Annotated in this window: 25 protein-coding genes; 14 read left to right on the top strand and 11 right to left on the bottom strand. The window is 65.0% G+C overall.

The features are described 5' to 3' along the window. Positions 1-37 precede the first annotated feature (37 nt). The 6 genes from rnr to rpiA all read left to right on the top strand — a co-directional run bounded on the left by rnr (position 38) and on the right by rpiA (position 6,337). On the top strand, positions 38-2,506 hold the full coding sequence (gene rnr / locus AWB83_RS24255; RefSeq protein WP_208636802.1) for a ribonuclease R: 2,469 nt from the start codon (positions 38-40) through the stop codon (positions 2,504-2,506). A 103-nt stretch (positions 2,507-2,609) separates the two neighbouring features. Further along, entirely contained in the window at positions 2,610-3,353 is a 744-nt protein-coding gene (gene rlmB, locus AWB83_RS24250) for a 23S rRNA (guanosine(2251)-2'-O)-methyltransferase RlmB (RefSeq protein WP_087048154.1), read from the top strand. Positions 3,354-3,392: 39 nt separating this feature from the next. Further along, positions 3,393-4,343 (top strand): HNH endonuclease, encoded by a 951-nt coding sequence (locus AWB83_RS24245; protein WP_087048153.1) that lies wholly within the window; start codon positions 3,393-3,395, stop codon positions 4,341-4,343. A 5-nt stretch (positions 4,344-4,348) separates the two neighbouring features. Next, on the top strand, positions 4,349-5,173 hold the full coding sequence (locus AWB83_RS24240) for an N-acetylmuramoyl-L-alanine amidase (RefSeq protein WP_087048186.1): 825 nt from the start codon (positions 4,349-4,351) through the stop codon (positions 5,171-5,173). 13 nt (positions 5,174-5,186) lie between these two features. Continuing rightward, on the top strand, positions 5,187-5,582 hold the full coding sequence (locus AWB83_RS24235) for a SirB2 family protein (protein WP_087048152.1): 396 nt from the start codon (positions 5,187-5,189) through the stop codon (positions 5,580-5,582). Positions 5,583-5,647: 65 nt separating this feature from the next. Continuing rightward, the gene (gene rpiA / locus AWB83_RS24230) at positions 5,648-6,337 is read left to right on the top strand and encodes a ribose-5-phosphate isomerase RpiA (RefSeq protein WP_087048151.1); all 690 of its coding nucleotides are present in this window, start codon (positions 5,648-5,650) and stop codon (positions 6,335-6,337) included. A 30-nt stretch (positions 6,338-6,367) separates the two neighbouring features. On the opposite strand, the gene AWB83_RS24225 is transcribed toward rpiA, so the two are convergent. The 4 genes from AWB83_RS24225 to AWB83_RS24210 all read right to left on the bottom strand — a co-directional run bounded on the left by AWB83_RS24225 (position 6,368) and on the right by AWB83_RS24210 (position 11,331). Then, the gene (locus AWB83_RS24225; RefSeq protein WP_087048150.1) at positions 6,368-6,928 is read right to left on the bottom strand and encodes a PadR family transcriptional regulator; all 561 of its coding nucleotides are present in this window, start codon (positions 6,926-6,928) and stop codon (positions 6,368-6,370) included. Between the two features lie 146 nt (positions 6,929-7,074). After that, positions 7,075-8,496: an undecaprenyl-phosphate glucose phosphotransferase gene (locus AWB83_RS24220; protein ID WP_087048149.1), complete on the bottom strand. Its 1,422-nt coding sequence runs from the start codon at positions 8,494-8,496 to the stop codon at positions 7,075-7,077. Between the two features lie 31 nt (positions 8,497-8,527). Then, on the bottom strand, positions 8,528-9,274 hold the full coding sequence (locus AWB83_RS24215; RefSeq protein ID WP_014191659.1) for a Crp/Fnr family transcriptional regulator: 747 nt from the start codon (positions 9,272-9,274) through the stop codon (positions 8,528-8,530). A 1,013-nt stretch (positions 9,275-10,287) separates the two neighbouring features. Next, a complete protein-coding gene (locus AWB83_RS24210) occupies positions 10,288-11,331 on the bottom strand; it encodes a DUF1839 family protein (RefSeq protein ID WP_087048148.1) in 1,044 nt (347 codons plus the stop codon). A gap of 374 nt (positions 11,332-11,705) precedes the next feature. On the opposite strand from AWB83_RS24210, the gene AWB83_RS24205 reads away from it, so the two are divergent. The 4 genes from AWB83_RS24205 (at position 11,706) to AWB83_RS24190 (ending at position 15,947) form a co-directional block, all read left to right on the top strand. Continuing rightward, positions 11,706-12,242: a GNAT family N-acetyltransferase gene (locus AWB83_RS24205; RefSeq protein ID WP_244197863.1), complete on the top strand. Its 537-nt coding sequence runs from the start codon at positions 11,706-11,708 to the stop codon at positions 12,240-12,242. 186 nt (positions 12,243-12,428) lie between these two features. After that, positions 12,429-13,580 (top strand): glycosyltransferase family 4 protein, encoded by a 1,152-nt coding sequence (locus AWB83_RS24200; RefSeq protein ID WP_087048147.1) that lies wholly within the window; start codon positions 12,429-12,431, stop codon positions 13,578-13,580. Positions 13,581-14,057: 477 nt separating this feature from the next. Continuing rightward, positions 14,058-14,810, top strand: coding sequence for a FadR/GntR family transcriptional regulator (locus tag AWB83_RS24195; protein WP_087048146.1), 753 nt, complete (start codon positions 14,058-14,060; stop codon positions 14,808-14,810). 144 nt (positions 14,811-14,954) lie between these two features. Then, positions 14,955-15,947 carry a Gfo/Idh/MocA family protein gene (locus AWB83_RS24190; RefSeq protein ID WP_087048145.1) on the top strand — a complete coding sequence of 331 codons (993 nt, stop codon included), beginning with the start codon at positions 14,955-14,957 and terminating at the stop codon, positions 15,945-15,947. A 53-nt stretch (positions 15,948-16,000) separates the two neighbouring features. Here AWB83_RS24190 and AWB83_RS24185 read toward each other — a convergent pair whose 3' ends face one another. From AWB83_RS24185 to AWB83_RS24160, 6 genes are all read right to left on the bottom strand, one after another. Continuing rightward, on the bottom strand, positions 16,001-16,660 hold the full coding sequence (locus AWB83_RS24185) for an amino acid ABC transporter permease (protein ID WP_087048144.1): 660 nt from the start codon (positions 16,658-16,660) through the stop codon (positions 16,001-16,003). Between the two features lie 149 nt (positions 16,661-16,809). After that, positions 16,810-17,610 carry a cystine ABC transporter substrate-binding protein gene (locus AWB83_RS24180; protein WP_087048185.1) on the bottom strand — a complete coding sequence of 267 codons (801 nt, stop codon included), beginning with the start codon at positions 17,608-17,610 and terminating at the stop codon, positions 16,810-16,812. Between the two features lie 94 nt (positions 17,611-17,704). Then, the gene (locus tag AWB83_RS24175) at positions 17,705-18,736 is read right to left on the bottom strand and encodes a quinone-dependent dihydroorotate dehydrogenase (RefSeq protein WP_087048143.1); all 1,032 of its coding nucleotides are present in this window, start codon (positions 18,734-18,736) and stop codon (positions 17,705-17,707) included. 97 nt (positions 18,737-18,833) lie between these two features. Beyond that, positions 18,834-19,661 (bottom strand): arginyltransferase, encoded by an 828-nt coding sequence (locus AWB83_RS24170; protein ID WP_087048184.1) that lies wholly within the window; start codon positions 19,659-19,661, stop codon positions 18,834-18,836. A 108-nt stretch (positions 19,662-19,769) separates the two neighbouring features. Continuing rightward, positions 19,770-20,501, bottom strand: coding sequence for a leucyl/phenylalanyl-tRNA--protein transferase (gene aat, locus AWB83_RS24165; protein ID WP_087048142.1), 732 nt, complete (start codon positions 20,499-20,501; stop codon positions 19,770-19,772). Between the two features lie 18 nt (positions 20,502-20,519). Beyond that, the gene (locus tag AWB83_RS24160) at positions 20,520-21,065 is read right to left on the bottom strand and encodes an NUDIX hydrolase (RefSeq protein WP_087048141.1); all 546 of its coding nucleotides are present in this window, start codon (positions 21,063-21,065) and stop codon (positions 20,520-20,522) included. A gap of 206 nt (positions 21,066-21,271) precedes the next feature. On the opposite strand from AWB83_RS24160, the gene AWB83_RS24155 reads away from it, so the two are divergent. Genes AWB83_RS24155 through moaE form a run of 3 tightly spaced genes read left to right on the top strand, consistent with a single transcriptional unit; the run spans position 21,272 to position 23,268 of the window. Next, positions 21,272-22,507: a molybdopterin molybdotransferase MoeA gene (locus AWB83_RS24155; protein WP_341866741.1), complete on the top strand. Its 1,236-nt coding sequence runs from the start codon at positions 21,272-21,274 to the stop codon at positions 22,505-22,507. A gap of 13 nt (positions 22,508-22,520) precedes the next feature. Continuing rightward, entirely contained in the window at positions 22,521-22,778 is a 258-nt protein-coding gene (moaD, locus tag AWB83_RS24150) for a molybdopterin converting factor subunit 1 (RefSeq protein WP_087048139.1), read from the top strand. 1 nt (position 22,779) lies between these two features. Continuing rightward, the gene (gene moaE, locus AWB83_RS24145) at positions 22,780-23,268 is read left to right on the top strand and encodes a molybdopterin synthase catalytic subunit MoaE (protein WP_087048138.1); all 489 of its coding nucleotides are present in this window, start codon (positions 22,780-22,782) and stop codon (positions 23,266-23,268) included. Positions 23,269-23,274: 6 nt separating this feature from the next. On the opposite strand, the gene AWB83_RS24140 is transcribed toward moaE, so the two are convergent. After that, on the bottom strand, positions 23,275-23,817 hold the full coding sequence (locus AWB83_RS24140; protein ID WP_087048137.1) for a group III truncated hemoglobin: 543 nt from the start codon (positions 23,815-23,817) through the stop codon (positions 23,275-23,277). A gap of 294 nt (positions 23,818-24,111) precedes the next feature. On the opposite strand from AWB83_RS24140, the gene AWB83_RS24135 reads away from it, so the two are divergent. After that, complete coding sequence (locus tag AWB83_RS24135; protein ID WP_087048136.1) at positions 24,112-24,615, top strand: Rrf2 family transcriptional regulator; 504 nt, start codon at positions 24,112-24,114, stop codon at positions 24,613-24,615. Positions 24,616-24,732 lie beyond the last annotated feature (117 nt).

Genomic DNA, 24,732 nt, shown 5'->3' with positions numbered 1-24,732 from the left:
AAAGTCCAGCCCAAACGAGAACAACACGATCAAGCCCTTGAGCAAATATCCCTATCCGATTCCCAGCCGCGAAGAGATTCTCGGCGTGCTGCGCACGAGCGAGACTCCGCATGCCGCGAACGACATCGCCGAAGCGCTGTCGATCAAACGCCAGGAGCGTGAAGGATTTTTCAAGCGCCTGGCGGCCATGGAACGCGACGGGCAAATCCGCCTCGACAAGCGCGGCCATTACCAGCTGACTCATCCGTCCAATTTCGTCGCGGGCCGCGTGCAGGGCCATCGCGACGGCTTCGGCTTCCTGATCCGCGACGACGGCCAGGACGATCTCTTCCTGCCCAACGGCGAAATGCAGAAGGTCATGCACAACGATCGCGTACTCGCGCGCATCGTCGGCTACGACCGTCGCGGGCGGCCGGAAGGGCATATCGTCGAAGTGACGGAGCGGGCGAACAAGCGCATCATCGGGCGCCTCATCAACGAGAACGGCGCGCTGCTTCTCGTGCCGGAAGACAAGCGCATCGGGCACGACATTCTCATCACGCAGAACGCAAAGAAGGCGAAGGTCGGGCAGGTGGTGTCGGTCGATCTGACGGACTTCCCGAGCCGCCATTCGCAGCCGCTCGGACGCGTGGTCGAGGTCATCGGCGATATCGACGATCCCGGCATGGAGATCGAGATCGCCGTGCGCAAATACGGCGTGCCGCATGAGTTCAGCGAAGCCGCGCTCGCGCAGGCCGCGAAGCTGCCCGACGAAGTGCGTCCGGTCGATATCCGTCATCGCGTGGATTTGCGGGACGTGCCGCTCGTCACCATCGACGGCGAGGACGCGCGCGACTTCGACGACGCCGTCTATTGCGAGCCGATCGCGGTCGGTCGCGGTCAGGGCTTCCGCCTGCTGGTGGCGATCGCGGACGTGTCGCATTACGTGCGCCCGAACGAGCCGCTCGATGTCGATGCGCTCGACCGCAGCACGTCGGTGTACTTCCCGCGGCGCGTGATCCCGATGCTGCCGGAGAAGCTGTCGAATGGGCTCTGCTCGTTGAACCCGGACGTCGACCGCTGCGTGCTCGTGTGCGACATGGTCATCACGGCGCGCGGCGAGATCAAGGCGTATCAGTTCTATCCGGGCGTGATGCATTCGGCGGCGCGGCTCACCTATACCGAAGTCGCGGCCGTGCTGACCAACACGAAGGGACCGGAAGCCGCGCGCCGCGCCGATCTCCTGCCGCAGTTGCAGAACCTCTACGGCGTCTACAAGGCGCTGCACGCCGCGCGCCAGAAACGCGGCGCGATCGATTTCGACACGACGGAGACGTATATCGTCGTGAACTCGCAGGGCAAGATCGAGCAGATCGTGCCGCGTCATCGCAACGACGCGCATCGGCTGATCGAGGAATGCATGCTGGCCGCGAACGTCTGCGCGGCGGATTTCCTGAAGCGCAACAAGCATCCGGGGCTGTATCGCGTGCACGCGGGGCCGACGGAAGAGAAGCTCGAGAACCTGCGCGCGTTCCTGCGCGGCGTCGGCCTGACGCTCACCGGCGGCGAGAAGCCGCACGCGAGCGACTACGCCGCGCTGATCGCGCAGATCCGCGACCGGCCCGATGCGCAGATGCTGCAATCGATGGTGCTGCGCTCGATGCAGCAGGCCGTGTACAGCCCCGACAACATCGGCCATTTCGGGCTCGCTTACGAGGCGTACGCGCACTTCACGAGCCCGATTCGACGCTACCCCGACTTGCTCACGCATCGCGCGATCTACGCGATTCTGCAGGGCAAGAAGTATCTGCCGGACATCGGTCACGATGTCTCGCTGAGCACGGGTCTGACGAAGGCCGCGCGCGAAATGCAGAAGGCCGACGATACGGCGCGCGGACGCTCGCGCAACAGCGTCGCGATCTGGGAAGAGCTGGGTTTGCATTGCTCGTCGAACGAGCGGCGCGCCGACGAAGCCTCGCGCGATGTCGAAGCCTGGCTCAAGTGCTACTTCATGCGCGACAAGCTCGGCGAGGAGTACGGCGGCATGGTGAACGGCGTGACGTCGTTCGGCATCTTCGTGCAGCTGGATTCGCTGTTCATCGAAGGGCTCGTGCATGTGACCGAGCTCGGCTCCGACTATTTCCAGTACGACGAGATCAAGAACGAGCTGCGCGGCGAGCGCACGGGCATTCGCTACCGTATGTCGGATCGCGTGCGCGTGCAGGTGAGCCGCGTCGATCTCGATGCGCGCAAGATCGATTTTCGTCTCGTGCGCGATACGCCCGTGAAGCCGCCGTCGCCGCGTCCTTCGTCGGGCGCGAGCGATGCGGCGAGCGCCGGCAATGGCGCGGCGGGTCCGCGCATTCGCTCGTTCAGCAACGAGGACGACGCTCCCAGCACGCGCGCCCGCGGCGGCACGAAGAAGGGCGCGACGCTCGCGGCGAGCACGCGCGGCGGCGCTGCGAGGAAACGCGGCGCGGCATCGAAGACGGCATCGCAGGGGCGGCCGGCGCGCAAGAAACGATAGGGCGGCTCGCACTGTCAGCCGCCAGCCATTACGCGCGGTCCGATGCTTCGTGCTTCGGACCGCGTCGTGCTTTTGAAGTTTTCACCGAAGGTTCGGATCAGTCATGTCACGTCTCAAGGTTCTATACGGATTTCATGCAGTGACCGCGCGTTTGCGCGCGGATGCATCGTCGATCGAGGAGGTGCTGTACGACCCCACGCGCAACGATCGGCGCATGCAGGACTTTCTGCGTTCCGCGAAGGAAGCGGGCGTGCGGCTGATCGCGGCGGACGAATCGCGTCTCTGGGGGCTGGCGGGCAATATCCAGCATCAGGGCGTGGTCGCGCGCGCGCACGATCTGCCGCTCGCGCAGAATCTGGCCGAGCTGCTCGACGGTATTTCGGGCACGCCTTTGCTGCTGGTGCTCGACGGGGTCACCGATCCGCACAACCTGGGCGCGTGCTTGCGTGTTGCGGATGCCGCGGGTGCGCATGCGGTGATCGCGCCGCGCGACCGCTCGGCGGGGTTGAATGCGACTGCGGCAAAGGTGGCGAGCGGCGCGGCGGAGAGCGTGCCGTATATCACCGTGACGAATCTGGCGCGGGCGCTGCGTGAGCTGAAGGATGCGGGCGTATGGGTGATCGGCACGGCGGGGGAGGCGACGGCTTCTCTTTACGAGACCAAGCTGGATGGTCCGGTGGCGATCGTCGTCGGGGCGGAGGGTGAGGGGATGCGTCGCCTGACTCGTGAAACCTGCGATGAGATCATGAATATCCCGATGGCCGGGGCCGTCGAGAGTTTGAATGTGTCGGTGGCGAGCGGGGTTTGTTTGTTTGAGGCGGTGCGGCAGCGGCAGGTGAAGAAGTAAGCGACTTGATTTCAAACAAAGACATGCGGCAGCTTGTTCATGGCATCGCTTAATACGATTTTCGAACGACTGGCGCCTGCTCACCGCGCCGCTTTGCAGTGGTTCCACGACCGTGAAGGTCAAGAAGTTTTCTGGCCGGCCCCTTTGCCGGATGGGACTTTCATCGTTAATAAGGCCAAAGGCATTCATAAGCCGGCTGGAATCAAGTATGCGGTGAGCGTGCGTCAATCGCTCAACGGTCCTTATGCGGATCACGAACCCATCGTGAATACGGACGGTTCCTGGACGTATCGATATTTTCAAGAGCAACTCGATCCCGCGAAGCGCGACAGTCAGTTCACGAATCGCGCGCTGCTGGCCTGCAGGGACGATGGAGTTCCAGTTGGAGTGCTGCGTCAGGTAAAGACCAAGCCACAACCTCGGTATCGAGTTCTCGGCTTGGCGTTTGTGACGGAATGGCACGAAGGATATTTCGAGCTGCGCAGTCCTGGATTCGACCAATCACCAGCCAACGCTCCCCTCATCGACCGGGTCGAACAGGCCATCGAAACAGCGACGGCATTCGATCCGTCGAATCTTGAAGATGCGCGTCGATGGATAGATGCCGCCATCGTCATGCGACAAGGGCAACCCGCGTTTCGCAAGAAATTGCTGGAAGCGTATGAACGCCGCTGCGCGCTTACGGACTGCCGCGTCGAAGCAGTCCTCGAAGCCGCGCACATTTGCCGCTACATGGGCAAGGAGACGAACGTCGTGCCGAACGGACTTCTGCTTCGCGCCGATCTGCACACGCTCTACGACCGCGCATTGATCGCAATCGACCCTGCGAGTCATGAAGTCTCCATCGCGCCGGCATTGAAAGACAGCGAGTACGCCTCGCTTGCGGGACGTTTGCTCCGCTTGCCGAAGGATGCGAAGCAACGACCGAGCAGTGAAGCGCTTCAGACTCACTGGATGCTGGTGCGATCGATCTGGGAAAAGCAATCGTGATGAGCATGAAGAAAGCGATCGGTTTCGCCGCGTTGATATCGGCTTGCACGCTCACCGCCTGCACCACCACGACCATCGACCGCGGCACCTACATGGCCGACACGAGCCTGCGCGCCAAAAATGCCGACTCCCGCATCCGCTTCCTCGTGATGCACTACACGGAAATCGACGAAGCCGGTTCGCTCGCGGTCCTGACCGGCGATCAGGTCAGCGTGCACTACGTCGTCCCCGACGTCCCGCGCATCGAACGAGGCGAGCCGGTCGTCTACCAGCTCGTCCCCGAGGACAAGCGCGCCTGGCACGCGGGCCAGAGCTACTGGCAAGGCGCGACGGAGCTGAACGCCTCCTCGATCGGCATCGAGAACGTGAATCTCGGCCCCATCGGAAATGACGCGTGGCAACCGTACCGGCCCGCGCAGATCGACGCGCTCATCAAGCTCTCGCGCGACATCGTCGCGCGCTACGGCATTCCGCCGACGCGCGTCGTCGGCCACAGCGACATCGCGCCGCAGCGCAAGATCGATCCGGGGCCGCTATTTCCGTGGCGCGCGCTGTACGATGCCGGCGTGGGCGCATGGCCCGACGACGCGACCGTCGCCGCGCATCTCGCCGGCCGCGATCCGAAAACGCCATCCGACGTGCGCGCGCTTCAAGAGAAACTGAAGCGCTACGGCTACGACGTCGCGACCGACGGCGTGCTCGACGACAGGACGCGCCGCGTGTTCAGCGCGTTCCAGATGCACTTTCGCCCGTCGGACTACGCCGGCAACGCGGATGCGGAAAGCGACGCCATCGCCCAGGCCTTGCTCGACAAGTACTTCGTCAACTGAAAAGGTGCCCACGATGGGCGATTACTTTCTGCCGCTGCGCGCGACCCACATGACCTGCGCGGGCCTCTCCATCGCCGGATTCGTGCTGCGCTGGATCTGGATGCTGACCGACTCGCGCCTGCTCGCCGCGCGTCCGGCGAAAATCCTGCCGCACATCATCGACACGCTCCTGCTCGCAAGCGCAATCGCGCTGGTCGCGATCATCGGCTTTTCCGCGAACGCCGCGTGGCTCGGCGCGAAGATCGCGGGCCTCGTCGTCTATATCGTGCTCGGCACGCTGGCGCTCAAGCGCGGCCGCACCAAGGGCGCGCGCGCCGTCTACGGCGTGCTGGCGATCGTCGTATTCGCGTTCATCGCGTCGGTCGCGCGCACGCACGATCCGCTCGGCTTCCTGCGCGCGATGGCATGATCGGCGCGTGCACTCCGCGCGCTCCGATAAAATTCCGGTTTTCCCTCACGCGCAGCACCGCTCCCATGACTCAAGACGAACTCAAGCAACTGGTCGGCCAGGCCGCCGCCGACTACGTGAATGCGAACGTGCCCGAAGGCGCGATCATCGGTGTCGGCACCGGATCGACCGCCAATTGCTTCATCGACGCACTCGCCCAATCGAAGGCGCGTTATCGCGGCGCGGTATCGAGTTCGCTCGCGACCACCGCGCGGCTCGAATCGCACGGCTTCAAGGTGTTCGACCTGAACGAGATCGAATCGCTGCCGGTGTACGTCGACGGCGCCGACGAAATCGACGCGAGCGGCGCGATGATCAAGGGCGGCGGCGGCGCGCTCACGCGCGAGAAAATCGTCGCGTCGGTGGCGGACGTGTTCGTGTGCATCGCGGATGCAAGCAAGCGCGTGCCCGTGATGGGCAAGTTCCCGCTGCCCGTCGAAGTCGTGCCGATGGCGCGCACCGCGATCGGCCGCAAGCTCGCCGCGCTCGGCGGCGTGCCGATCGTGCGCGTGACGAAGGACGGCTTGCCTTTCATCACCGACAACGGCAATGAGATCATCGACGTGAAGGGCCTCTCGATCGACGATCCGCGCGCGCTGGAGGCGCAGATCAACGCGTGGCCGGGCGTCGTGACGGTCGGCCTCTTCGCCGCGCGCGGCGCGAATCTCTGCCTGCTCGGCACGGATACGGGCGTCGAGCGCATCGACTACGTCTAGGGCGACGCGCGGCGCGCCCCTTCAGAACGCTCAGAGCGCTTCGATCTCGCGCGCCGCGCGCGTCAGAATCTCCTGCATCTTTTCCAGTCGCGCGGCGTCGTGATGGCCCGCGCGCCCGGGCAGGACGAGCGCCTGCTTCAGACGGGCGAATGCCTCGCGCAATCCGGATGCTCCGCCCGATCTTTCCCCGCTTCCCGAGCCATCGGCCGGCGACGCGCCGAACCGCGCGTGAATCGCGTTCAGGAACGGCTGATTCTCGTCGAGGTGCAACTGGCCCGCGCGCGTGATCGTGTATCGCTTGCGCTCGCCTCGAAGCTCGTGCGCCGCGATGAAGCCCTGATCCTCGAGCAGCGACAGCATCGGGTAGACGATGCCCGCGCTCGGGCTATACAAGCCGCCGCAGCGCGTCTCGAGCGCCGCGATGACGTCGAATCCGTCGCGCGTTCGCTCGTCGATCGATTCGAGTATCGCGAGCCGCAAGTGGCCCGAATCGAATATGCGGCGGCGTTTTTTCTGCTCGCTCTGCGCGCTGCGCACGATGCGCAGGGCCGCGTCCTGGTGCGGCCATCGCTGCTGACGTCTGCCGAACATGATCGTGCTCCTCGGGGCCGTTGTCCGATTTCGATCGAAGATCGAATCAAGATATCGCTTTTCCCGGCGCGGCGCGCACGCGGCGCAAAAAACAAAATGAAAGGCCCGGCGCTGGACGGCCGGGCCTCTGTCTGCCGAAAGATCGATCAGTACGCGTTGCGTCCGATGAATCCCTTGAACATCGTCATCGCGACGATCTTGATGTCGAACCAGAACGACCAGTTGTGGATGTAGAACAGGTCGAACTTCACGCGGCTCTGCATCTTCTCGACTTTCTCCGTCGCGCCGCGATAACCGTTCACCTGCGCCCAGCCCGTGATGCCCGGCTTGATGCGGTAGCGGAACATGTACCCGTAGACGAGATCCTTGTAGAGATCGTCGTGCTCGAGCGCATGCGGACGCGGGCCGACCACCGACATGTGCCCGAACAGCACGTTCAGGAACTGCGGCAATTCGTCGAGGCTCGTGCGCCGCAGGAAGGCGCCGATCTTCGTCACGCGCGGATCGTTGCGCGTCGCCTGCGTGACGTGGCCACCCGTCTCCTGGTGCACCGCCATCGAGCGGAACTTGTAGATGCGGAACGGCCGGCCATCCGCGCCCTTGCGGTTCTGCGTGAAGAACACCGGACCCTTCGACGTCGTCTTCACCGCGATTGCTATCGCAATCAGGAGCGGCGAGAGCGCGAGCAGGGCGGTCGCCGCGAACAGGCGGTCGAACAGCATCTTCGGCCACATCTGCAACGTGCTGACCGGCGAAGTCGTCAGGTTGATGGTCGCGAGCCCCGCGACATCGGTCATCGAATGATTGAAGAGCGAGATGCTCCGCGTGTCCGGAATCAGCCGCAGATTCACGAAATCATGCCGCAGCGCATGCACGAAGCGGTAGATCGTGTGTTCCTGCGACAGCGGCAGCGCGAGCCACACTTCGTTGATCTCCTCGGCGCGAACCTTCTCGACGAGCTCGTCGAAGTCGTTCAGCACCGGCAGGCGCGCGCCGCCCTTGCCGATCGCGGTCGCGGGTCCCGGCATGCTGCCGACGCCGCTCGCGTGCAGCTCTTCGTCGCCGGTCGTGTCGAGCAGGCAAACGGGCGTAAAGCCTTGCTCCGGCGTGCTGCTCAGATGCGCAAGCAGCGTGCGCGCGAAACCCTGCGCGCCGACGATCGCCACAGTGCGCTGATTGAGGCCGCGCCCGCGCATCAACCGCAGGCCCGAATACACCACGCATTTCACGGCGATGATGAGTGCGCCGGAGATGACGGTCGAATACGCGAACCACAGCCGCGACACCAGATCCATGCGATGCAGTGTGAACGCGAGGAGCAGGCCCGCGGCCACCACCGTCATCCACGCGAGCGCGACGCGCGCCAGCATCACGGGAAGCGACTTGCCGCGCCAGGGGTCGTACACGCCGAACGCGGGAAAGAGGAGCAGGGCGAGCACCGAGTTGAACGCGATCAGCAACCTTTCGATGTCGCTGATATCGAGCGTGGCGAAGCGCACCGAATGCGCGATCAATCCGCCCGCGATGATGAGAAACACGTCCAGACAGCGTGCTGACCACGCAAACATATCGTGATTTTTTGCTTGCATCATGAAACCATCAAACGCTGGAGGCCGATGCCGCCTCGGTTGCACGAAGACGCGGGAGCAGGCGGTCGAATTCCCGCTTGACGAGGCCGTAGCACTCGCATGCGCGGGCTTCGAGGCCCTCGCGGTCGACCACCTTGATGCAGCCGCGGCTGTGATGAATGAGACCCGCGTCGTGCAGCTTGCCCGCAGCTTCGGTCACGCCTTCGCGACGCACGCCCAGCATGTCGGCGATCAGTTGCTGCGTGACTTGCAGCTCGTTCGACGCGGTACGGTCGATTTCGATCAGCAGCCAGCGGCAAAGTTGCTTGTTCAGCGAGTGATGGCGGTTGCACGCGGCCGTCTGCGCGACCTGCGTGAGCAGGGCCTGCATATAGAGCAGCATCAGGCGGCGCAGAAAGTCCGAGCGGCCGAATTGCTCGCGCAGCGCCTGGGCACTCATGCGATAGGCGAAGCCGGGGCATTGCACCTGCACGCGTGTCGGCATGGTTTCGCCGCCCGTGAGCACGGGAACGCCCGTCATGCCTTCGCGGCCCACCGCGGCGATCTCGACCGAACCGCCGTCCTCCATCGTGTGCAGCAGCGAGATGATGGCCGTCGTCGGGAAATAGACATGGTGAATGCGTTGGCCCGAATCGCACAGCAATTGTTCGGTGCGGAGCTGGACGAGTTCGAGATGCGGCGTGAGCGCTTGCCATTCGTGGGCCGGAAGTGCGCCAAGCAGATGATTGCCGTGCAGATCGGACTGGAGGGTGAGCATGATTGTTCTCTCTCGTAACTTCGCGCGTTGCGCTTCACATTTTTATTTACTGGCGTGACGGTTCTCTTAAGAGTCGCTTGCGACTGCATCAAAAAGCGCTTCACACCAGCCCCGTAGCAGCCCGTCGTCGCATCGGTTGATTTTCTTATTGGGCGCCGGCCGGGTTGCGTGTCCTTAATAGCGAGGACTGTGCCAATGCGGGCAATCGCAATGCTGGCGTGGCCTCATTGCTGAAGTGAAATTCGTGATGCACTGCAGCGTGCCGTTTTTGTTTCAGTCTTGAACATTGGTGGTCTTAAGAATACGTGCACGCCCCAATGAGTTTCATCAGCGCAATCCCCCCGAACAGCGGTTCGATCTTTTCTGACCACCGTGCGACAAGCCTCACAGGTCGACATCCCTTAGACAGGACACCTTCTTTCGTAGGGACAATGAAAATTGATTCATTCGTGTTCCATGGGCTTCGTGGCTTGGCGAACGCGTGCCGAACCGCGAGCCTCTTGATTCCCCGCGGAGCATTGCCCCATAACGGTTTGCGGGCATCCGGAAAAGTGTTCCATGCGATGCCTTGTCAAGTGGAAACGTTGCGTGAATTGCACGAACTGAAAAGTCGGTGCGCGATGCCGCGAGCGAACCGGTTCTGAAGGCGAGTCATTGGGCGAGGATCGGCTCACATGACGCTTGTACAAAGCGGACATCGACCTGACGAATCGCATTTCAACGCAAAACGTTTGCGCCCGAATCGTAGGATTGATGCCATGCGAGAAGCGGAATCGAGCCGCGCAAGGGCGCGCCGAAATGTTTCATCGAGGACAACCTCATGCGGAACGATTAATCGCGCGAATTGGTATTTGCGCCAAATGGCGCGAAGACATCACGTGGTCATATGCGTCGATATATGGCGCGCGGCGTAAGCGATTGAAAAAGGGCTTGAAATCAGGGTTCAAATATGTATTTAGAAGTGCATGGTTCCTCGAGCGAATCGCAAATCGATCGCTGTGCATATGAAATGATCAATAGACGATATTCGCGAGCGGCGGGACCACACGCTCATACGCATCCTCGACGACATCGAACGAAGCCTCGCAGAGCTCGCGCCGCCCGTGTGAAAGGGCGCGCGCCAGGCGGCACTGCATGACCATCGTTTCGCTGGCTATCCTGCGCGCGCCCGCATGCGCCTGCATGGGAATATCGAAGCCTTGCTCGCGCATCCATTGCAGGTAATGCGCGAGCAGTTCGAAGTTCGCGCCCAGTTGCCTCATCACGTTGAACGCGTAGAGGCGTGCATAAGGTTCGCCGCGCGCGATCATCGTTTCGACGTGCTCGGGAAAGGCCTCGCGCCAGCGCGTGATCGGGTTGTGCGCCGGGCGCCGCAGCAGGTGCGCGCACAGGAGATCCGCCGAGACTTCCGCGAGCGGCGTTCCCGAGAGTGGATCTCTTGCGCGCTTGACGAATTCCACGTGCGGAAAAAGCGGCTGCGCCGACCTGTCCTGATCGTGCGTGGCGTCGGGACGCAGTACGCCGTCGTAGTCGTCGCCGTTCAGCAGGTGATATCCCGTGTGATGAAAGTAGCCGAGACGCCGCGCATCCGGATCGATCACGTCGATGCCGATGGTCGTTCTCGCATGTTCGCGGCGGTAGGCACCCGCGCCCATGTCGGGCAGAAAGAACGCATCCACTTCGACGAGTACGATGTTCGCGCGCCGCGTCTGCACGAGCGCGCGCGCCTCGAGCGAGTCGAACACGGCAAGCTCCTGCACCTGCAGGCCATAGAGCTTCTCGATGTCCTCGACTGGCAGCTTGCCGAGCGTGAACTGGTCGTCCTCGAAATCCTGCGTGACGGTGAACGCAAGCGCCGCGCGCGGCTCGAGCCCGCTGCCGTGCAGGAGTTCGATCCACAGATCGACGGGCGCGACGCCCTCGCGCCAGATGCGCTCGCCACGATGCAGTGCATGCGCATGATGACGCCGCGCACGCATGCGCAGGGGATCGAGGGACACGACGCGGGAACGACCCGCGCCTGAACCCGTCACACCGCTCGTATGGAACGCGCTCATGCCGTTACCTCGGGCCGGGAAGGCCGGCGTCCGATACCGCGTGCGCGGCGAAGCGTGCCGGTTTGTTCTTCTGCGTTTCTGTCGCGTTCGATGGCGGTATGCATTCTGATTTTCCCATGAAGGTGCCGAACTACGCGAGTGCTATCGACGCACGCGAACACACGCGGCTGCCCGAATTAATGGCAGCCGCGTGACGTTGGTTCGTCGAGCAGGCGTCTTTTTCCCCGGGACGCCGCTTTTGCGTGTGGTGAGCCCTATTTGAAGCGGGTGCAAGGTTTGGGTCGGTGCGATGGCGCACTGAATCCCGGCGGGTCGGGACGTAACGTTTAATCGTCGCAACGCCGGTCATTACCGGCAAAGCATGGAGATAATCAATGAACTGGAAAATCCTGGATTTCGAACAACTCACTGCGCGCGAGCTTTATTTGATTTTGCGCGCGCGCAGTGCGGTGTTCGTTGTCGAACAGTCGCATGTGCATCTCGACCCGGATGGACGCGATGAAACCGGCACGCACATCTTCGCGACCGAAGACATGAGCCGGTCGATGCCGGTGCTCGCCTATGCCCGCATCCACGAGGGCGATGCCGAAGACCCGGAAGTGGTGGTCGACAAGATCCTGACAAGCCCGTTGCGCCGCGGTGACGGCACGGCGCATGCGCTGATCGAGCGCGTGCTTGCCGTGACCGCCGAGCGCTGGCCCGGACGCGGCGTGCGCCTGACCGCGCCGGTGAGCTTGCGCGGCTTTTACGAAGCATTCGGCTTTCGCAAGACCGAGGGTCCGTTCCTCGAACACGGCATGCCGTACATCGGTCTGACCCGCAAGAGCCGCCAGCCTCGCGAGACGGCCGCTACGAGCAGGCTTCAGTTCACCGGTCCCGGCGCCTACGCGAACACCTACGAGTTGCTATAGGTTTCGCCGCCGCCGTCATGACGGGCGCCGCAATCGGGCGCCCGTACCGAAGCGTAAGCAGGCGGCAATCCGGCAGCATCGAGGCAAGAACAACGATCAGCGCGGCGCGCCGCCTCGAAACCCATCCTCGAAACAATACGATCAATGCCGCCGGCATGAGCCGGCGCACGTGCAGACAGCACTCTCATGCGAATAGTCCATCTCGCCAACCACGCGCAGACGATCGGCAACGGCACCGTCAACATGATGGTCGATCTCGCCTGCGTGCAGGCGCGCATGGGCCAGGAGGTCGTAGTCGCATCGTCCGGCGGCGGCTTCGAGCCGCTTCTGCGGCGCCACGGCATCACGCACATTCCGCTGCAGCAGTCGCGGCAGCCATGGCGCGTGCCGTCGATGATCGCGGGCTTCAACCGTCTCATCGACCGCTTCGATCCCGACATCGTTCACGCGCACATGATGACCGGCGCGCTCATCTCGCGCTTCGGCAGCATGCGGCGGCGCTTCGCGCTGGTGACGACAGTGCATCAAGAGTTGCAGAAAAGTGCGTCGCTCGTGCGCGCGGGCGACCGCATGGTCGCCGTGAGCCGCGCCGTCGCCGAGGATCTGGCGGCGCGCGGCATCGGGCCGGAACGCATGTCGATCGTGCTCAACGGCGCGGTGGGCGCGCCACGGCTCGTGTTGCGGCCTGCCGCGCGGCCGCTGCGCCTGAAGCATCCGAACATCGTCTGCGTGGCGGGCATGTACCGGAGAAAGGGCATTGCGGATCTGCTGCATGCGTTCGCGCTCGTGCTCGAGCAGTCCGCGCACGAGCGCGAGTTCCTGCCCGCGCCGCACCTGTATCTCGTCGGCGACGGTCCCGACCGCAGCTCGATGGAAGCGCTCGCGGTGGAGCTGGGCATCGCACCGGCGGTGCAGTTCACGGGCTTCGTCGCCGACGCGCGGCCCTATTTTGCAAGCGCCGACGTCTTCGCGCTTCTGTCGCGCCAGGATCCTTCGCCGCTCGTGATCGCCGAGGCGCGCGAGGCCGGGTGCGCGATCGTCGCCACGCGTGTGGGCGGCGTTCCCGAAATGCTCGACGACGGCGCCGCGGGCGTGCTCGTGCCCGCGGGCGACCCGGCGCAGGCGGCGGCCAGGCTGCACTGGCTGCTCATCGACGGCCAGGCGCGCGGCCTGTACGCGGCGCGCGCGCAGCAGAATCTGCAGCGGCTTTCGGTGGAAAGGGTCAGCGGCGAGTACATGGCGATTTACCAGCACACGCTCGCGGAGCGCGCATCGATGCGGCATCGCCATATGACGCTCGACGCGCGCCGCACGCGCGCCCCCGATGGCGCAGTTTGAGCATACGACTGACGAATCGGCGCGCCACGGCGCGTTTCCTTCGAACGCTCGGATCATACAAAAGCCCTGTGCCAGCGGGCGAGCGTTCGCGTTCGCACAGAAGGCATACGGGATGCTTGCTCAAATGAGTGCATGACTGGTCCGACGAACGCAATGGGCCGCAAATGAACGCTCGCGCCGCGCTGCGACGCCGCCATTCTTCAGTTTCCCTGACGAATGGCGGCGCGCGCGCGGCGCGAGCGCAGCAGCGGATGGGCGTGAAACGGATAAGAACAAAAAAACGAATCATTGGCGTCGAGGTCAGAGGGATTACCCTGTCAGGAAATTCCTAACTGGCATTCGAAGCAACGAAGACGCAACGTATCAAGCACGACGAATGGACCTGTCGGGAATCCGTCGTGCCTTTCGCAGCCCGAGAAGCGAAAGCGATGCGCTCATACACACGGCTACCGAACAGGCGAGAAGGGGAGAAGCGAGATGGATGAGAACAAAGAGCGATCGCTGGTGGCGAAGGTCATGGACGGACTCGTTTCCGGGATTGTCGAGCAAAAATATGGCGCGATACTGCCACCGCAGGACATCCTCTCGAAGGAGTTCGACGTGAGCCGCACCGTCATGCGCGAAGCGCTCTCGATGCTGCTCGCCCGCCACATGCTGGATGTGCGGCCGAAAACGGGCACGCGCATTCGTCCGATGAGCGACTGGCGCCTCATCGACGAGGACGTGGTGAGCTGGCGCTTTCGCGCGAAACCCGACCAGACCTTTCTGCGCGATGTAATCGAATTCCGCATGCTGATCGAGCCCCGCGCGGCCGCGCTGGCCGCCGCGCGCGCGACGCCCGACGAGATCGCCGGCATCCGCGATGCGTTCGACGCGCTTTCGCGTCTGAAGGTGGGCGAGCCGGAATATCAGGCAGCCGACGAGGTGCTGCACACGCGCATCGTTGCCGCCAGCGGCAACCAGTTCTTTCGTCAGATGACTGCCATCGTGCGCGGCGCGCTCGTGACGGTGAACCCGATCGTCGACGGCATCGAGTCCGTGCGCGAGGCGACGCTTGCCGCGCAGAAGAGCGTCGTCGAGGCGATCGAGGCGAAGGATCCCGCCGCCGCCGAAGCCGCGACGCGCGCGCTCGTCGATCTGGCCGCGGAGGAAGTGGGCCGTGCGTTCTCGTTCGAGCGCGTGAGCAGCCCGCCCGCCGCGCCGAACATGAACGCGCCAGCGGGGGCGTGACGCGCCGTTCGGTTCGCCGCTCGCCGCCAGCAAAAAGCCGGGACATGTCCCGGCTTTTTGTCGTCTGCCGCGCCTCGCGGAATTGGCATGCGATGCAATCAGGCACAATGCGTCGCACGAGAACATTGCTCAGGGAGGGAAGGATTGACCGACACGAACATCACCGGAGAGACGATACGCTGGGGCATCGTCGGCGCGGGTCGCATCGCGCGGCGCTTCGCGGATAGCCTCGCGCACGTCGCGGGCGCGCGGCTCGCCGGCGTCTGGTCGCGCCGGGAGGAACCGGCGCGCGCGTTAGCCGTGGCTTTCGATGCGCGCGTCTTCGGCGATTTCGACGCGATGCTCGGGCAGATCGACGCGCTCTACATCGCGACGATGCAGGACAGCCATCCGGAATACGCATTGCGCGCCTTTGCGGCGGGCAAGCCGGTGCTGTGCGAGAAGCCCGCCGCCGTGAATGCGCGCGCGCTGCAGCGCATGATCGACGCGGCGCGCTCGGCGAAACTGCTGTTCATGGAGGCGATGAAGCCGCCGTTCTATCCGCTCTACCGGCGCCTGCGCGAGCATTTGCAGGCCGACCCCATCGGCGAAGTGGGCCTCGTGCGCGCGGGCTGCTCGGTGGCGAACGTGCCGCCCGATCATCCGTCGTTTTCACTGGAAGCGGGCGGCGGCGCGCTGCTCGACATCGGTATCTACGAGGCGTTTCTCGCGGTGGACTGGCTCGGGGAGGCGCTCGACGTGCAGACCATCGGCCGCCTGGGCGCAACCGGCGTCGACGTGTTCGCGAGCCTGAACGTGCGCCACGAGCGCGGCATCGCGCAACTGTTCTGCGGGCTCGACCTGCAGGGCCGCGGCGACGCGCTGATCGGCGGCACGGGCGGCACGGTGACGATCCACGAAAACTGGTGGAATCCGCTGCGCGCGACCATCGCGTACACGGACGGCCGCAAGGTGGAGCTCGACGAGCCTTTCACGGGCGGCGGCCTCAACTACGAGACCGCGCACTTCTGCGAACTGCTGCGCGCCGGCGCGACCGAGAGCCCCGTGATGAGCCACGCGACGTCGATGCGGATGATCGCGATCATCGACGCCGCGCGGCGCGATCTCGGGCTGCGCTTTCCTTTCGAGACCGACTGAAACAGGAAAGGCCGCATTCAGCGGCCTTTCCGTCCGAGCGATGGCGTCGGCTTTCAGTGCCGTCCGGGCAACGCGAGACGCCGCTCGAAGATCCGCTGCACGAATTCGAGCACGCTGCACAGCACCCAGTACACGAACGCGGCCGCGAGATAGAGCGGTAGCGGCTGATACGTCGCCGCGATGACTTCCTGCGCGCTGCGCAGAAGCTCCGTCACGGTGATGACCGACACGAGCGAGGTGTCCTTCATCAGGCTGATGAGACTGTTCGACAGGCTCGGCACCGCGATGCGCAGCGCCTGCGGCCCGATCACGTAGCGCAGCGTCTGGATGCGCGAGAGCCCGAGGCTGTACGCGGCGAGCCACTGCCCGCTGTGCACGCCCAGAATTGCGCCGCGCATGCTTTCCGAAAGATAGGCGGCGACGTTCGCCGACAGCGCGATGACGCCCGCGGGCGTCGGCTCGAGCGAAATGCCGAGGCTCGGCAGACCGTAATACACGACGAAGATCTGCACGAGCAGCGGCGTGCCGCGCATCACGCTCACGTAACATCGCCCGATCGCGACGAGCGCGCGGTTCTGGCTGATGCCCATCAACGCCAGCACGACGGCCGCGATGAGGCCGAAGAACATCGAATAGAGCGCGAACTTGATCGTCAGTAGCGCGCCTTGCGCCAGCACGGGCGCCGATTGAACGAGCAGGGATGTCGTGGACATGAACGGAAAGCGGTGAAAGAACCGGCGCGCGGCGCGAATCGGGCGGCGCGCACAAAGCGCACATCATAAACCGGCGCTGAAAAAGCGAAGGGCGGCACCGTCGCACGATGCCGCCCCGCGTGCCCTGAAGGCACTGACCTGGCGGTGACTTACTTCGCCGGCTTCGTCACGTCGATGCCGAACCACTTGTCCGAGATCTTCGAGAAGGTGCCGTCCTGCTCCAGCTGGGTCATCGCGTCGTCGATCGCCTTCGCGAACTTCGGATTGCCCTTCTTGAACGGAATGCCCGACGGGTTGCCCGCGCCGACGTTCGCGCCGGTGCGCAGCGGCAACTGCGAGTTCTTCAGCAGATACGCGAGCATCAGGCGGTCGTTCAGCGCGGCGTCCAGCCGGCCGGCGGCGAGGTCACGCAGATACTCGGGCGCGCCCGGATACGTCTTCACGTCGATGCCCGGCACCGACTTCGCCATGTCCATGTAGTTCGTGCCGAGGCCGACGCCGAGCTTCTTGCCCTTCAGATCCTCGAGCGTCTTGAAGTCGCGCTTGTCGTCGGCGCGCTGGATCAGCTGCGCGTTCGAGTACGTGTACGCAGGCGAGAAATCGAGCGTCTGCTTGCGCGCATCGGTGATGCCGACCTGGTTGACGATCACGTCGAACTTGCCCGCCTGCAGGCCCGCGATGATGCCGCTCCATTCGGTCGTGACGAATTCGGGCTTCACGCCGAGCTTGGCGGCGACGGCCTTGGCGATGTCGACGTCGTAGCCGACCAGCTCGCCTTGCGGATTCTTCGAGTTGAACGGCGGGAAGGTGCCTTCGAGGCCGACGCGCAGCGTGCCGCGCTGCTTGACCTGATCGAGCAGGTCCTCGGCGTGCGCGGCGGTGGTGACGGCGGTGAAGGCCGCGCCGATCAGGCTGGCGGCGACGAGTTTCTTGAGCGTGGACAGTTTCATCGTGTTGTTCTCCTCTTGATTCACGATCGATGCGTCAGCAGGTGCGGCGATCATATTGAAATTGCAATCGTCGCGTCATATCGTTTGCTTATTTCTATATGCTTTGGGCGAGCGCGTCGACGCATTCGCGCACGAGCGCCGGGCCGCGATAGATGAGTCCGGTGTAAATCTGCACCAGCGATGCGCCCGCCGCGAGCTTCGCGCGCGCGTCCGCGCCCGAGAAAATCCCGCCCACGCCGATGATCGGCACTTCCGTGCCGACTTCCGCGCGCAGCTTGCGGATCACTTCGTTGGACGCGTCGAACACCGGACGCCCCGACAGGCCGCCGGCTTCGTCGCCGTGCTGCATGCCGGTGACGGCCGTGCGCGACAGCGTCGTGTTCGTGGCGATCACGCCGTCGATCTTGTGCGCGAGCAGCGTGCCCGCGATCGACTTGATCTGCTCGTCGTCGAGATCGGGCGCGATCTTGAGCGCGAGCGGCACGAGCTTGCCGTGCAGGTCGGAGAGGCGCTGCTGCTTGTCCTTGAGGGCGCCGAGCAGGGAGTCGAGCTCGCCCGCGCCCTGCAGTTGCCGCAGATTCTTCGTGTTCGGCGACGAGATGTTGATCGTCACGTAGCTCGCGAACGGGTAGACGCGCTCCAGGCAGTAGAGGTAGTCGTCGGCGGCGCGCTCGATCGGCGTATCGGCGTTCTTGCCGATGTTGAGGCCCAGCACGCCGCGATAGCGCGCGGCCTGCACGTTGGCGACGAACTGATCGACGCCGCGGTTGTTGAACCCCATCCGGTTGATGAGCGCGCCCGCCTCGGGCAGCCGGAAGATGCGCGGGCGTGGGTTGCCGGGCTGCGCCCGCGGCGTCACGGTGCCGACTTCGATGAAGCCGAAGCCGAGCGCGGCGAGCCCGTCGATGCACGCGCCGTCCTTGTCGAGACCGGCCGCGAGCCCGACCGGGTTGCGGAACGTGATGCCCATGACGGTGCGGGGCGAATCGGGGCCGCGCGTCGCGAGCATGCTGGCGAGCCCGGTGCGGGCGGCCGCGCCCAGCATGCGCAGCGTCAGGTGATGAGCGTCTTCCGCGTCCATCTTGAAGAGATGCGAGCGCGCGAGCGGATAGAGGGAACTGAACACGAAATGAAAGCCGGTGGCGGCGGGATTTTTTTAAGACCGCTATTTTAGCGGCATTGGACGCCAGGCCGGACGGGGCGCGTCGCGATGGTTTCCTGGACTATCTCGGCTGGCCCGGGCCGTGGATGCGTCCCGGCATCGGCAGCGTGCCGGCGGACAGCGTGCTCGCGGGATCGAGCAGCGACCAGCGGCCGTCGATCAGGCCTTCCAGCGGCCGGAAATTCGCCTTGTAAGCCATCTTCGCGCTCTCGCGGATCCAGTAGCCGAGATACACGTGCGGCAGGTCGAGGCTCTTCGCCTGCTCGATCTGCCAGAGGATATTGAAGGTGCCGTAGCTGGTTTTCGGCAGATCCGGCTCGAAGAACGTGTACACCGACGAGAGCCCGTCGCCCAGGATGTCGATCATGCTGATCATGCGCAACTCGCCGCGCTCGTCCGGATGCGCCGGGTTGCCCGGCTCGCGAAACTCGACGAGGCGCGAATTGATCCGGCTCTGCAGCAGGAACTGCTCGTACTGGTCGCGGCTGTCGCGGTCCATGCCGCCGCCCGCGTGCCGCGCCGACTGATAGCGCATGTAGAGCGCGTAATGCTCTTCGTCGTAATGCAGGGGCGCGACGCTCGCCACGAGATTGCCGTGCTGCTTCCATACGCGGCGCTGCACGCGGTTCGGCACGAAGCGCGCGACCGGCACGCGCACCGGCACGCAGGCGCGGCAGCCGTCGCAGTAAGGGCGATAGGTGAACACGCCCGAGCGCCGGAAGCCGGCCTTCACGAGTTCGGTGTAGACGTCGGAGTTGATGAGATGGCTCGGCGTGGCCACCTGCGAGCGTGCGACGCGCCCTTCCAGATAACTGCAAGGGTAGGGCGCTGTTGCATAGAATTGCAGCGCGGAAAGCGGTGACAGCGGTAGCTCGTTCGGATGTGTCACGTTGGCGGCTCTCGCAGGCGTCGTCTCGTCGTTGCCAGCCGGCGCGCGAAGCATGGCGCGCCCGGCGGCTGCGTGTCGAATGTCGCTAAAGGCGTGGCGCTCGGGCGTTCAGCGTGCCAGCACGTCGAGAAGGACGGATTTGTCGAAGCGCCAGCTGATCGCCGGTTCCGCGGCCGCTCGCCGAAGATGCGCGACGAACGCGCGGCGGGCAATCTCGCGGCCTCCCAGCGACGCCAGATGCGACGTGTTCTGTTGGCAGTCTATCATCTCTATTTTGTTGCGGCGCAAGTGTCCGACGAGTGCCGCGAGCGCGATTTTCGACGCGTCGGTCCTGTGCGCGAACATCGATTCGCCGAAGAACATGCGCCCGAACGACACGCCGTAAAGGCCGCCCACACGCACGCCGTCGTGCCACGTCTCGACGCTGTGCGCATTGCCCGCGCGATGCAGCGTCGTGTAGGCGTCCACGATATCCGCCGTGATCCACGTGCCGCGCTGGCCGTCGCGCGGCGTGTCGGCGCAGGCGCGCATCACGGCGGGGAAGTCGTGGTCGACGCGGATTTCCCAGGCCGGGTCGCGCACCACGCGCTTCAGGGTCTTGCGCAGCGAATCCGATACCTTGAACTCGGCCGGATAAAGCACCATGCGCGGGTCGGGGCTCCACCACAGCACCGGCTGGCCGTCCGAATACCACGGAAAGATGCCGCGCCCGTAGGCGTCGACGAGCCGCGACGGCAGCAGGTCCGCGCTCGCGGCGAGCAGCCCCGGCGCGCCGCTCGATGCACCGAGCGCGCGCTCGACGGGCGGGAAGGGATCGTCGTCGGCGAGCCAGGGAACCATGTTCTCGGGAAGCGGCGCTCAGCCGTCGCGCAGCGTGCGAAAGATGTCGCCCGTATGCAGCGTGAAGTTGCCGGCGTCGCGGTCGGCGAAGAAGAAGCGCAGCGTCTGGCCGACCGTCGGGAACGCGATCTCGTCCCACGGAATCTCGCTCTCCTCGAAAAGCTTCACTTCCAGGCTTTCCTCGCCGGGATCCACTTCGATATCGAGCAGCCGCGCCAGATAGAAGAGATGCACTTGATGCACGTGCGGCACGTTGAGCAGCGTGAAGAGGCTCTGGATCTCCACGCGCGCGCCGGCTTCCTCGAGCGTTTCGCGCGCGGCGCCTTCGCTCGTCGTCTCGTCCATTTCCATGAAGCCGGCGGGCAGCGTCCAGTATCCGTAGCGGGGCTCGATCGCGCGGCGGCACAGGAGCACCTTGTCGTCCCACACGGGCACGGTGCCCACGACGTTGCGCGGATTCTGGTAGTGAACGGTGCCGCAGTTGCCGCAGACGTAGCGTTCGCGGTTGTCGCCGGGCGGAATGCTCAGGCCGACCTCGTGGCCGCAGACGGAACAGAATTTCATGGAAATGGACGTGGAAAGTGTGATGCGAGTGTATCACCGCACCGCGGCAGCTTTGAGGCGCCTGGTGTGGCTCGGGTATCAGCCGCGCCTGCCTTCTCGCTACAATAGTTGACTGGATTGCCGTGTCCCTTTCATGATCGGGGCGCCTCGCGCGCCCTAAAGCGAACTCCATGTCATCCCTGCCCACCGCTTCTTCTCGTCCCCCGATGCTCGCCACCGCCGAGGCGCTCGACCGTTTGCTCGACGCCGCGCGCCAGGTGGAGGGGCGCGAACGCGTCGACACGCTCGACGCGTTGAACCGCGTGCTCGCGGCGGACGTGACGTCGCCCCTCGACGTCCCGCCGATGCACACCAGCGCGATGGACGGCTACGCGGTCCGCGCCGCCGATCTCGCCGGCGCCAGCGAAACCGCGCCCGTGGCGCTGCGGGTGTTGCAGCGCGTTCCGGCAGGCCACGCGGCCGAGCCGCTCGCAGCCGGCACGGCGGCGCGCATTTTCACCGGCGCGACGGTGCCGTCCGGCGCGGATACGGTGGTGATGCAGGAGATGGCGCAGGTCGCGGACGACGGGCGCGTCGCCTTCGCGCAGGCGCCCGCGGCGGGCGAATGGATCACGCGCCAGGGCGCGGATATCAGGAGCGGATCGGTCATCCTGCCCGCGGGCACGCGCCTGACGCCGCAGGCGCTCGGGCTCGCGGCGTCGGTCGGCTGCGCGCAGCTGGATGTGGTGCGGCCGGTGCGCGTCGCGATTTTCTTCACCGGCGACGAATTGCGCATGCCCGGCGAGCCGCTTGCGCCCGGCGCGATCTACAACTCGAACCACTTCACGCTGCGCGGGCTGCTCGCGAAGCTCGGCTGCGAAGTGACGGATCTCGGCATCGTGCCGGACCGGCTCGATGCCACGCGCGAAACCCTGCGGCGCGCCGCGAGCGAGCACGACCTCATCCTCACGTGCGGTGGCGTCTCGGTCGGCGAGGAAGATCACGTAAAGCCGGCGGTGGAGGCGGAAGGGCGCATTTCTATGTGGCAGATCGCGATGAAACCGGGCAAGCCGCTCGCGTTCGGCGCGGTGCGGCGCGGCGCCGGTGCGGGTGAAGCGGGCGAGGCGTTTTTCATCGGCCTGCCGGGCAATCCGGTGTCGAGCTTCTGCACCTTCCTGCTGTTCGTGCGGCCGTTCCTGCTGCGTCTCGCGGGCGTGAAGAATGTCGCGCCGCGCGAGTATTCGATGCGCGCCGACTTCAGCCAGAAAAAAGGCGACCGGCGCAATGAATTCCTGCGCGCGCGCGTGAACGAATCGGGCGGCCTCGATCTCTTTCCGAACCAGAGCTCCGCCGTGCTGACATCGACCGTATGGGGCGACGGCCTCATCGACAACCCGCCGAATCACACGATAAGCGAGGGCGAGATCGTGCGCTTCATCCCGTTTTCAGAACTGATGTGGTAAGGACACGCCGGACATGAAAGTCGAACTGAGGTTTTTTGCGAGCGTGCGCGAGGCGCTGGGCGTCGCGAACGAAACGGTCGCCGTGCCGGACACGGTGGTCAACGTCGGCGATGTGCGCGCGTGGCTACGCACGCGCGGCGGCGCGTGGGCGGAGACGCTCGCCGAGGGCCGCTCGCTGCGCATGGCCTGCAATCACGTGATGACGGACCCGTCGCAGCGCATCACCGAAGGCTGCGAGGTCGCGTTCTTTCCGCCGGTCACGGGTGGCTGACATGTCGACGCCAACCGGGGCGACGCGCGCCAAAATCCGCGTGCAGGAAGCCGATTTCGACATCAGCGCGGAAGTGGCCGCGTTGCGCGCCGACAATCCGAAAGTCGGCGCCGTTGCGTGCTTCGTCGGTACGGTGCGCGACCTGAACGAGGGCAGCGCCGTCGAGACGATGGAGCTCGAGCATTACCCCGGCATGACGGAAAAGTCGCTGGAAGCGATCGCCGACCAGGCGCGCGAGCGCTGGCGCGGCTCGGACGTGCTGATCGTGCATCGCGTGGGCAAGCTGCAGCCGCTCGACCAGATCGTGCTGGTCGCGACCACGGCGATGCATCGCGCCGAGGCGTTCGAATCGTGCGCCTTCGTGTTGGATTACCTGAAGACGCAGGCGCCGTTCTGGAAAAAGGAAAAGACCGAAGCGGGCGAACGCTGGGTCGACGCGCGCGAATCCGACGATGCGGCGCTCGCGCGCTGGCGGGGCACAAAGCCCTGATCTTCGCTACTTCTCGTCCACCGCTTTCCCGACGAATTTCGCCGGAAACGGCTCCGCCGCCGGACGCTCGGGAAAGCGCGGCACGGGCGCGTCGCCCGTGCGCTGGCGCTTGAGCGCCGCGAGCAGCGCCTGCTGCTCGGCGGGAATCTGATAATCCCAGCCGAACTTGCTGAGCTGCAGGCTCTGCGCGATACGCAGTGCCGGCTCCATGAACTGCACGGCGGCGGCCGGCTCGTAGCGCGCTTCCACGGTGTTCAGGAAGAGCGAAAGCCAGCGCGCGAAGTGGCGCGGCTCGATATCGTCGATCGGCCGATGCGCTTCCTGCACGTTCCCCCGGTATTGCTTCGTGCCGAGCACGAGACTCGACCAGAAGGTCGTCATCTTGGCGAGATGCTCGTCCCAGCGGCCCTCGAGCGCGCGGGAAAAGATCGGACCGAGAAGCGGGTCGTCATCGACGCGGCGATAGAACGCCTCGACGAGCGCGCGCACGTTCGCTTCGTCGGGTTCGCGGTCGCGCGCGGTCGCGGCGGGATGATGGTCTGAATTCATGGCAAGGCATTTTTAACGCAAGGAGCGGGCCGGGCAGCGCGCGGCGAAGCATATTGCTGACGGAAAGCGGTGTCATGCCTCAGAATGTCGGATACTCACGCGGCGCCGCCCCGGACGACGCGATGTCCGTCCCGAGCGCCCCTGCGGATATTAGCCCTCGCGCAGCCGGGCGACGGTCATCTCCCTTGCTGCCGCGCGGACTTTCGCGGGCCGGCGCCGCGTCCTTTCGAGTCCTTTCCCGCGTTCCTCGCCGTCGCGAAGCGTAGCGGCGCCTCAACTTTTTCGCGCGACAATATGCGACTGACCGACTACACCGATTATGCGCTGCGGGTTCTGCTGTATCTGTCCGTGCGGTCTTCCGGACTGTCGACGATCCAGGAGATCTCCGACGCCTACGGCATCTCGAAGAACCACTTGATGAAGATCGTGCAGCAGCTCGGCGAGCTCGGCTGGGTCGAAACCGTGCGCGGCCGCAACGGCGGGCTGCGGCTTGCCGAGCGCTCGCGCGCGCTGACGATCGGCGAGATCGTGCGCAAGACGGAGAAAGACTTCGCGATCGTCGGCTGCTTCGGGGATCGGGCCGACGGTCAGCAGGGCTGCGTGATTCAGCCGCAGTGCCGGCTGAGAGGCGTGCTGGCGGCGGCGCGCGACGCCTTTCTCGCCGAGCTCGACAAGCACACGGTCGAGGAGCTCGCCAATCCGGCGAACGAGCTCGCGCGGCTGCTGGGCATCACCAGCGTCCCGATTCCCGTGACCGGCTTCGTTCCGGGCAGCGCGCCGTGGCTGAACGAACCTTGAGCGAACCTGAGCGCGGAGGCCGGTTTCCGAGTCGGGCCCGCGGGCCCGTCGTTGTCGAAAAGCAAAAAAACGCCCTGAACGAGCGAAACAATGCTTGAAAGCGGCAAAAAGCGCCTC

This window comes from Caballeronia ptereochthonis, assembly GCF_001545075.1.
Taxonomy (GTDB): Bacteria; Pseudomonadota; Gammaproteobacteria; order Burkholderiales; family Burkholderiaceae; genus Caballeronia; species Caballeronia ptereochthonis.
Note: the sequence above shows the minus strand (reverse complement) of the source record. Positions and strands in the feature narration are given on the sequence as shown.

Bases quoted from the DNA above. Each gene is read 5' to 3' on its own strand.
- rpiA (WP_087048151.1), top strand. From the start codon at position 5,648: ATGACTCAAGACGAACTCAAGCAACTGGTCGGCCAGGCCGCCGCCGAC.
- AWB83_RS24205 (WP_244197863.1), top strand. From the start codon at position 11,706: ATGAACTGGAAAATCCTGGATTTCGAACAACTCACTGCGCGCGAGCTT.
- moaD (WP_087048139.1), top strand. From the start codon at position 22,521: ATGAAAGTCGAACTGAGGTTTTTTGCGAGCGTGCGCGAGGCGCTGGGC.
- AWB83_RS24195 (WP_087048146.1), top strand. From the start codon at position 14,058: ATGGATGAGAACAAAGAGCGATCGCTGGTGGCGAAGGTCATGGACGGA.
- AWB83_RS24225 (WP_087048150.1), bottom strand. From the start codon at position 6,928: ATGTTCGGCAGACGTCAGCAGCGATGGCCGCACCAGGACGCGGCCCTG.
- rlmB (WP_087048154.1), top strand. From the start codon at position 2,610: ATGTCACGTCTCAAGGTTCTATACGGATTTCATGCAGTGACCGCGCGT.
- AWB83_RS24160 (WP_087048141.1), bottom strand. From the start codon at position 21,065: ATGAAATTCTGTTCCGTCTGCGGCCACGAGGTCGGCCTGAGCATTCCG.
- AWB83_RS24155 (WP_341866741.1), top strand. From the start codon at position 21,272: ATGCTCGCCACCGCCGAGGCGCTCGACCGTTTGCTCGACGCCGCGCGC.
- AWB83_RS24215 (WP_014191659.1), bottom strand. From the start codon at position 9,274: ATGCTCACCCTCCAGTCCGATCTGCACGGCAATCATCTGCTTGGCGCA.
- AWB83_RS24220 (WP_087048149.1), bottom strand. From the start codon at position 8,496: ATGTTTGCGTGGTCAGCACGCTGTCTGGACGTGTTTCTCATCATCGCG.
- moaE (WP_087048138.1), top strand. From the start codon at position 22,780: ATGTCGACGCCAACCGGGGCGACGCGCGCCAAAATCCGCGTGCAGGAA.
- AWB83_RS24240 (WP_087048186.1), top strand. From the start codon at position 4,349: ATGAAGAAAGCGATCGGTTTCGCCGCGTTGATATCGGCTTGCACGCTC.
- AWB83_RS24185 (WP_087048144.1), bottom strand. From the start codon at position 16,660: ATGTCCACGACATCCCTGCTCGTTCAATCGGCGCCCGTGCTGGCGCAA.
- AWB83_RS24200 (WP_087048147.1), top strand. From the start codon at position 12,429: ATGCGAATAGTCCATCTCGCCAACCACGCGCAGACGATCGGCAACGGC.
- AWB83_RS24140 (WP_087048137.1), bottom strand. From the start codon at position 23,817: ATGAATTCAGACCATCATCCCGCCGCGACCGCGCGCGACCGCGAACCC.
- AWB83_RS24235 (WP_087048152.1), top strand. From the start codon at position 5,187: ATGGGCGATTACTTTCTGCCGCTGCGCGCGACCCACATGACCTGCGCG.
- AWB83_RS24180 (WP_087048185.1), bottom strand. From the start codon at position 17,610: ATGAAACTGTCCACGCTCAAGAAACTCGTCGCCGCCAGCCTGATCGGC.
- aat (WP_087048142.1), bottom strand. From the start codon at position 20,501: ATGGTTCCCTGGCTCGCCGACGACGATCCCTTCCCGCCCGTCGAGCGC.
- AWB83_RS24135 (WP_087048136.1), top strand. From the start codon at position 24,112: ATGCGACTGACCGACTACACCGATTATGCGCTGCGGGTTCTGCTGTAT.
- AWB83_RS24245 (WP_087048153.1), top strand. From the start codon at position 3,393: ATGGCATCGCTTAATACGATTTTCGAACGACTGGCGCCTGCTCACCGC.
- AWB83_RS24210 (WP_087048148.1), bottom strand. From the start codon at position 11,331: ATGAGCGCGTTCCATACGAGCGGTGTGACGGGTTCAGGCGCGGGTCGT.